This is a genomic window from Pontibacter qinzhouensis (assembly GCF_008017455.1).
Taxonomy (GTDB): Bacteria; Bacteroidota; Bacteroidia; order Cytophagales; family Hymenobacteraceae; genus Pontibacter; species Pontibacter qinzhouensis.
On the sequence record NZ_VRTY01000078.1, the window covers coordinates 22347 to 30208 of the forward strand.

At 48.5% G+C, this 7862-nt stretch carries 4 protein-coding genes; all 4 read right to left on the minus strand.

Annotation, left to right across the window (positions count from 1 at the left end; all coding sequences use genetic code 11):
• Positions 1-177: 177 nt before the first annotated feature.
• The 4 genes from FVR03_RS17680 to FVR03_RS17695 all read right to left on the minus strand — a co-directional run bounded on the left by FVR03_RS17680 (position 178) and on the right by FVR03_RS17695 (position 7364).
• Positions 178-3312 (minus strand): cytochrome c biogenesis protein CcsA, encoded by a 3135-nt coding sequence (locus FVR03_RS17680; RefSeq protein ID WP_147923097.1) that lies wholly within the window; start codon positions 3310-3312, stop codon positions 178-180.
• A 4-nt stretch (positions 3313-3316) separates the two neighbouring features.
• Positions 3317-4804 carry an ammonia-forming cytochrome c nitrite reductase gene (nrfA, locus tag FVR03_RS17685; protein WP_147923098.1) on the minus strand — a complete coding sequence of 496 codons (1488 nt, stop codon included), beginning with the start codon at positions 4802-4804 and terminating at the stop codon, positions 3317-3319.
• 7 nt (positions 4805-4811) lie between these two features.
• Positions 4812-5381: a cytochrome c nitrite reductase small subunit gene (gene nrfH, locus FVR03_RS17690; RefSeq protein WP_255474281.1), complete on the minus strand. Its 570-nt coding sequence runs from the start codon at positions 5379-5381 to the stop codon at positions 4812-4814.
• A gap of 681 nt (positions 5382-6062) precedes the next feature.
• Entirely contained in the window at positions 6063-7364 is a 1302-nt protein-coding gene (locus tag FVR03_RS17695; RefSeq protein WP_147923100.1) for an acetylxylan esterase, read from the minus strand.
• Positions 7365-7862: the final 498 nt, after the last annotated feature.

The following is a 7862-nucleotide window of genomic DNA, read 5'->3' on the forward strand; positions in this document are numbered from 1 at the left end:
AATAAAAGACCAAGTGGCGAAGTATTAAAAGACCCTTGGCAGAATGTAGCTAAAAATCCTTCGGAAGGCCATTTTCATTAGCATAATCTGATATACTATAGATTTCAGATGATGCTAATGAAACCTACCAGCCCACAAAGCGCTTCGCAATGAAATTTCTAGAATACAATTCAGCGATTACACCGCCAACGCCTTCTTCTCCTCCTCGGATAATTGCCGGAACCTGAGCACCGCCATTACAGAAATAAGCAGGAGCAGCGCCACTACCCAATACACCCAAACCGGAATAGGAACAGGGTCTCCGGCCGCATAGGAGTGCAGGCCCGAGAGGTAATAGTTTACTCCAAACGAAGTCATGATAATAGAAGAGAAAGCCCAAAGGCTCGCCAGGTTGAACAGGAGCGCGTTTTTAAAGACAGGGATCAGGCGCAGATGCAGTACAAAAGCGTAGACGATGATGGAGATCAAGGCCCAGGTTTCTTTGGGGTCCCAGGCCCAGTAGCGCCCCCAGCTCTCGTTGGCCCACACACCACCCAGAAAAGTGCCAACCGTTAGCAGAAACAAACCGATCGTAATAGAGAGTTCGTTCACAATGTTCAGCTCCTGCATGCTTACCCACCACTTTGGTTTGGGCGCAACAGGCTTAAAAATGATGAAGCTAAGGCTCAGTAAAGCCAGAATAGCGGCCAGGGCAAGCGGAGCATAGCCACTCACAATTATGGCCACATGTATTTTGAGCCAGTAGGAGTGCAACACCGGCATCAGGTTTGTAATTTCGGGGTTGAGCCAATCGAGGAAACCCACAAACAGTAAGGTGCCCGAAAAGAGCAGGCTTAGCGGAACCGTAAACTTCGATTTGCCGGAGAACAGCAAGCCAAACAGAAGCACGCCCCAGGCCACAAACACCAGCATTTCGAAGCCATCGCTCCAGGGCGGATGTTTGGCAATGTACCACCTGATGCCGAGGTGAAAAGTGAAAACAGCAAATCCCAGCCAGCTCAGCACTTTACCGGCGTTCCAGGCAAGTTGTATGGGTCTGGCCTCTTTAAACAGCATGGTAATACCAACAAGCAGCATAAAAGCACCCACTAACCAGAAGGGGCCAAAAAGCTTATTGCCAAGGTTGAGGCGGTTGTAAAGCAGTTCGGCTTCTAGCAGGTCTTCGGATGGGTACACCTTCGTTCCTGCTTTCTGCTGGAACAGGTGCATGTAGTTCAGGGCTTCGTCTGCCTCTTTCCAGTTGCTTTCTGTTAGGCCTTTTTGAAGTCCGGACAGGTAAAAAGCAGTTATGTTCCTCACAAACATGGCATCATCTTCTGCAAAGCCCTGCTGCGATTGCTGGCTCGTAAACCAGGTGTTGTTATCGTCGAGTTTGTTAGGAAATATCCGCAGGAAATCGCCTGTTATAAGGGCATAGAAAATATTAAAGCGTTCGTCTGTTTTTAGCAGTTCTTTATGTCCTTCGTTTCTTTCTGATGGCTTCAGTAAGTTGGCTTCCTCTACTAGTTCGTGGAGCAGGTAGTCGCCATCATTGTTAATAAAATCTCTGAAACTGAGTCGCTCCTGGGGTTCTTTTCCTAAAGCAGCAAAGGCACGGTACGACTTTTTCTTATCGATTTTAATAACAGGAAGGTCGCTGAACGTAACCGGGTCCAGCTGCACGGCCAGCAGAAACTGCTCCGAAGTTAGCCTGATCTCACCGGAATCGGTCGGGATGTCGATATAAGCTCTGCCATTCAGCTTCCGGACAATTTCGTTGGCCAGGGTGTTGAGCGGTTTCATACGGCCGTCGAGGTCCTGAACAACCAGGCGGCCATATGCAGAGGCTTTTTCGACAGGCACGATGGGCAGATTAGCCTGCGCCTGTACCTGCCCGGCAAGGAGGCACAAAACAATAATGGCAGTGGTTTTTATTTTAGGTGCCGCCGCTTTTTTTCGGATAGTGCCCAGTTTCTTGTTCAGTAGCTGGAACCGGCTGCCTTTAGCAAAAAGAGTGATAACCATGCCCAGCGCCAGCAGGAAATAACCGAGGTAGGTGAGGTAGGTGCCGGGCCTGTCCTGGCTAACAGAAAGAACAGTGCCTTTTTCGTCGGTGTCGAAAGACGATTGGTAGAAGCGGTAGCCTTTGTAATCGAGCACGTTATTCATGAATATCCTGAACGGGAATTCCGTTTCGGCATCTTGTACCTTTACTTCGCTGGCATAGCTGGCGGGGCTCTGGCTGCCAGGGTAGCGCTCCAGTTCAAAGGCTTTCAGGTGCAGGCTAAACGGCATGGTTTCGGCCTTTGGCCCATAGGTAATCGAATAGTTTTGCCCTTTGTAGGTAAACGGGTGCCAGGCAGGGTTAAAGCTCACCAGCCTCACATAGGCTTCGGTTACCGGCTGGTCCTGCTGGTCGGTAACTTTCATTTTTACCACGTTCGGCAAGTCTTTAGCCAGCTTTTCGTCCTGCTCTGCTTTAAACACGAGCGTGGCGTTCTCCTTTATAGATTTTACGATAAACGCACCGCCATCCCATTGGTACAGCGACCTGAGCTGCAGGGGCTGCGTGGCACCCGTATGCACCACGCCAATTTTCTGGGTGCTCATTTCCATTACCTGCAGGTGCACAGCTGTGTGTATAAACCAGGTGCTATCTGTTTTGAACAGGCGAATAGGGCTTGCCGCATCTTTGGTAGTGCCTAACGATGTGTTACCCATTGGCAGCGTATTACCTTTGGTAATTAAAAAATCCTCCCTTCCGCCGCCAACAGCCAGTGCCATGTCGAAGTAAGTCTCGTTGCCGCTTTCGAACGCTTCGCGGGCACCGGTAATGTATTCTTCAAAAGTAACCTTAAAGCCTGGTTCGTTAAAAGAGGCCTCAACGGTCTTGGGTTTAAACTTGCGGCTGATAAGTGTTATTGGCTGCTCAAATCGCTTGGGCTGTTCTTCGTTCTGGTGCTTTACCTGCAGGTAGTGTGCCGTGGTGTAAAACGTGTTTTCAGAACTGCCTTCTCTTATATGAATGATGCCTTCTTTGCTGAAATAACGGGTAACACCAGCTCCTGCCAGTATAATGACGAACGCCACATGAAACAAACCTATGGGCCACCTGTTCCGGTGAAACAATTTATAATGGCCAATGTGGCACAGGAAATTAATGCCGAGCCAAATCATAATAATCTCGAACCACCAGGCATCATATACCAGGGCTCTTGCCACTGCCGTGCCATGGTCGTTTTCTATAAAAGTGGCAGCCGCCATAGAGCCCGCAAAGGCAATCAGTAAAACCAACGACACCCTGGTCGAAACCAAACTCCCTAAATACTTCATGCTGCTACTGTAGGTAGTTAACTTGCTTTTTGGCTTCCCGGGCTTTGCCTTCTTTTAGCCACTGTGGAACTACCTGCTCCAGAAAGTCTGCTTTTGCCAGTTTCTCTTTCTCCAGATCTACTCCAATGTAAGCTTGCAGCGCCGATTTGCTGTTCAGGTCAGGCATTTCTACGGGCTTGTTATGCCCTAAAGCTGCCAGCACGCGGGCCAGCTTTATTCTGGATTCCTGTATAATGGAGGTGCCGGTGTTAATAATGCGGCTCGATTCGAGGGGAGCATGGAAGCCAGCACCGTGCGAGGCAGCCACATAGTCCCAGCGCCACTGGGCATGGCGGATGCCTGTCAGGATATCTTTCATCTGGGCTTCGGTGGCTCCGAGCTGCCAGGCCTTTTCTGCCTCCAGGTGGGCCATGGCAATTTGCCGCTGCAACTTCATGGTTCCTTCTTTCACCTTTCCCTGCCGTTCGTACACATCTGCCACCAGGTCCGATACTTTTTCGCGGTGGCATACAAAGCAGGAGTTCTCTACATTACTCAGCGGAGAGCCAATATGATGGTCCGTAAATTTCTGGCCACCTTCGGTGCGGTAAGGCATGTGGCAGTCGGCACACGATACGCCTCTTTTGGCATGCACGCCCATCGAGTAAATTTCATGGTCGGGATGCTGGGCTTTCAGCATTTTGGCTTTGCTCAGGGGGTGTACCCAGTCGGCAAAATCTATGTTGTCGTAATAGGCCTCCATCGAGTCTACCGTCATGCCGTTTTTCCAGGGGAAGGTCAGGTATTGGGCGTCTGGTTTGCCGGGCTTGGATTTGTCGAAATAATATTCTACGTGGCACTGGGCGCACACCAGCGAACGCATTTCTTGGTGCGAGGCTTGGTTTATGTCTTTCCCCATCGCCTGAAATGCCTCTATAAGTGCCGGCCTGGTAATGGTGAGGTTCATGGTTTTGGGATTATGGCAGTCGGCACAGCCAATTGGGTTAATAACCTGGCTGCCCAGGTCCGATAGTTTTTGGCTGTAGAACTCAGTTACACCGATTTCGCTCATCAGGCGTGGTACGTCGGGGCTCTTACAGGTCCAGCAGGTACTCGGCATTACACCTGCTCCGGGCTTCATGGGCGCACCAATGCGCACCGAGCTCAGCACATCGCGCACGGCATGGTTGTGGCCCCGGGGTTGGTTGTAGCCTTTACTGAAGGCATAGCCTGCCCAGAGAATGATCATTTCCGGCTGCTCCTCCAGCGCATCTCTGAAACCGCTGGTGTTGTACTTACTTTTAAACGTAGTATCCTGGGTTTTCTGGTACGATTGGTATTGGCGAGGGTAGTTCAGTCCCCACAGGGTGTCTCTGGGTTCTATGCCTTCAATTTCTACTTTGGCCTGGTAGGCAAACCGGGCCTCCGTTTTTCTATCCATAATAGAATAGGCCAGCATGGCCAGTAAAAATACCACTAACACGGTCGTAATAAAGAGTAACCAGTTTTTCATGATGCTGTTATTTTCGTTGTGCTGCTTTTTTCGTGTTTTCTTCCTGCATCGACTTTTTTAGCCAGCTCGGGATAATCTGTAAATCGGGTGGGGCATGCGCGCGGATGGGCTCTATCTGGTGACCAACCGACGAGAGGCTTTTAACACGGCCATGCGGTACTTCGCGGTGGCACTCCCAGCAGGTGCGGTCAGTTCTGGCGGCATGGTGGTCTTCTACAAAGGAGGTCATTTTGGCATCGGTGACCTGTGAGGAATGGCAGCGGACGCAGTTATCCTGAATCACTTCTATAGATGGTCCGCGAGCTTTAATTACCTGAGGTTCTGCCCTGATCGTAAAGATAGAGGCATGATAGAGGCCATCTTTTGCCTTAAAGTAATATTGATTAAAAATGTTGTTGTGTGGCACATGGCAATCGTTGCAGCTAGCCACGTCCCTGTGGGAGCTGTGGTTCCAGGTAATGTACTGGGGTGTCATCAGGTGGCAGTTTACGCAGGCCTGCGGATCGTCGGAGAGGTAGGCGGCAGCATTACTGAGTTTCAGCACGTAAAGGCCTAATCCAAAAAAGGTAGCAACCATAACAATAGCTGCCGGTCTCCATTTTTTTGGAGGTATTAAGTTGTATCTGAAAAGAAACCGCTTAAGTTTGTTGAATTTAGCCATTCGTTAAATTTTAGGAGCCGTAAAAAGTATGACTAAAATTTAAATACGTAGGATTAAAATTGTACTCGATCTTGTAGCCTTAGGTTACATGTGGTGCCGGTTAAGTCTGCTAAATGTAGTTTAAATATATTAAACTAATAATGATTCTTATCATTTCTTATTATCTTAATTGTATTTAATCAATTTGTTACAAAGATAGAATCCTGCAGGTTATGGCGTAAAGTATTGATTTTTACTTTGATGTAAAAATTGCTCGAATTTTTTAGTACAAGTTGCCATAAACCTGGTTCCATTACAGCAGGACACTATTTTCTGTGAAGTCTGTAAAAGTATTTGCCTGCCATTTAAAGCCAAAGGTCTATAAAAAGGCAAATATGATATTTCAGGTCTCGGAAAAGGATCGGGCTTAATAAGTAATACAGGCTGAGAACTAATGGCTAAAGTACCTCCAGATTTGTTAGACCTAACTTAGTTTACACCTCCGAATGCTGGCCCTTAGCAACCCTGTTGAAAGAAGATGGAATAAATTATGCTAATGAAAATAGCCCTCCGAAGGTATTTTGGCCCCCGGAAGGTCAAGGGTGGTAAGGGGCTAAATTATTTCAGCTGCTTTTTCAGCCATTCCAAAGACTCAAGGTTGGTTTCTTCGAAACGCCAATGGCCGGAGATAGGCGTAATGGCAATGGTTTTGGGTGCCGTAACAGCGTTTATGGCCGCAAACACAGAGGTTGGCGGACAAGTGTTGTCGTTGTAGCCCCAGGAGTAAAAGCCAGGCACTGTTATTTGTTTGGCAAAGTTTACCACATCGTAATAGCTGATAGTGTGGAGTTTGGCCGGCGTGTTATTGGTGGCTTGTTGGCGGGGCGCGAGCAGGTGAGGCCAGCCACCGGCCCGGCCATGCAGGTAGCCAGTCATGTCGGAGAGGGCGGGGTAAAAAGCTGCCAGCGCGGTTACGCGTTTATCTAAGGCAGCTGTCACAATGGCCAGAGCACCTCCCTGGCTACCACCTGTCACCAATACGTTCTTCCCATCGAACTCCGGGAGCGAAGTCAGAAAATCGATGGCTCTGACACAGCCCAGGTACACACTCTTATAATAGTAGTTGTCTTTATCGTCGAGCTTGTTTAGCGTATAGTCGCCAAAGGCAGTGCTTATGCTTTTGTAGGTATCGCTATCGAGCTGTGGCGACAACCCATGAATTTCGGTAGTGAAGCTGATATAGCCCTGATCGGCAAAGCCTGTAAACGGTTGCATGGGTTTAATGCCGGCACCCGGAGGCGCAAACAGGATGGGGTACTTGCCCGGAGCCTTGGGTTTGGTCAGGTAGCCATAGAGTCGCCGGCCCTTCTGGTAGCTCTGCACACTCACCAGATAAACATCTGCGGTGGCCGTAGAGTAAGCGGGCAGGTGCGTGTACTGCGGGTCGAGGGGAAGTTTGGCGGCTTCTGCTTTGGCTTTGTCCCAGAAGCTTACGAAATCGGAAGGTAGAGGTACCGTTGGTTTTATTTTATCAGGTGAGTATCCTACTTTAACGGTGTTGCTGTAGGTGTGGCCGTTTAGCTTGGCCCGTACCACCAACTGCCTGAAACCAGGTTCTTTGCTGGTGCCCAGGTTTATTTTGCCGCTGCCTTTGCGGAGTGTTAACTTTCCTTTCTTGTCTGGCGGCAGCAGCTCCGGGCCGGCTTCAAAACTGATTTCTACGTCTGGCTGTGGCATGCCATACTTCAGAACCGTTACCTCTACCGATGCCTGCTGGTTTACAGCATAGTTCCAGTCTTTCGCATCTGGTGTAAGCAAAATATCGACAAGCTTTATGGGTGCGGGCGAGTTTTGTGCAGCCGCCTGCAGCAGGAACAGGAAGCAGCAGGTGGTAGTAAAGAGGTAGTGAGCGAGTCTCATGTTCAGGGTTTTAATTTCTGTGCAGTTGCAAAGCAAAAGGTGCGGCAATTTTACGGCACGTGCTTCGCCTTCTGGCTATTGCAAGGTACGATCTGCTTTTGCAGAGGAACCTAAAGCTAGCGGCAAATTAAAAACTAAAATTCAAAATTGTTAGAAAATCTGCTTTTACGATGAGGCAAGGAGGCTCTTTTCTCTCATTATAGATGACGACACAACCTATCGAAAATTTACGGTTGATTATTCTCATTTTAACAGGACTAAAAGAAAATCTGGTGTTCTGCGTCCTGCAACAGATGGCAATACAATTTCAAATTTCGGTAAGTTAAGTCGCAGTCTATAATTGGCAGGAGGAACTCGGATTTATGAAAATTCTGGAAACTTACTAGCCGTTGTAAGACCATAAGCATCTTTCCAAATGAATAAAAGAATTGAATTAGGCACTTGTTTAATGGCTAAGAAAGCTGTAAATTGATTGAAATAGAGCTATTTACATGGAGA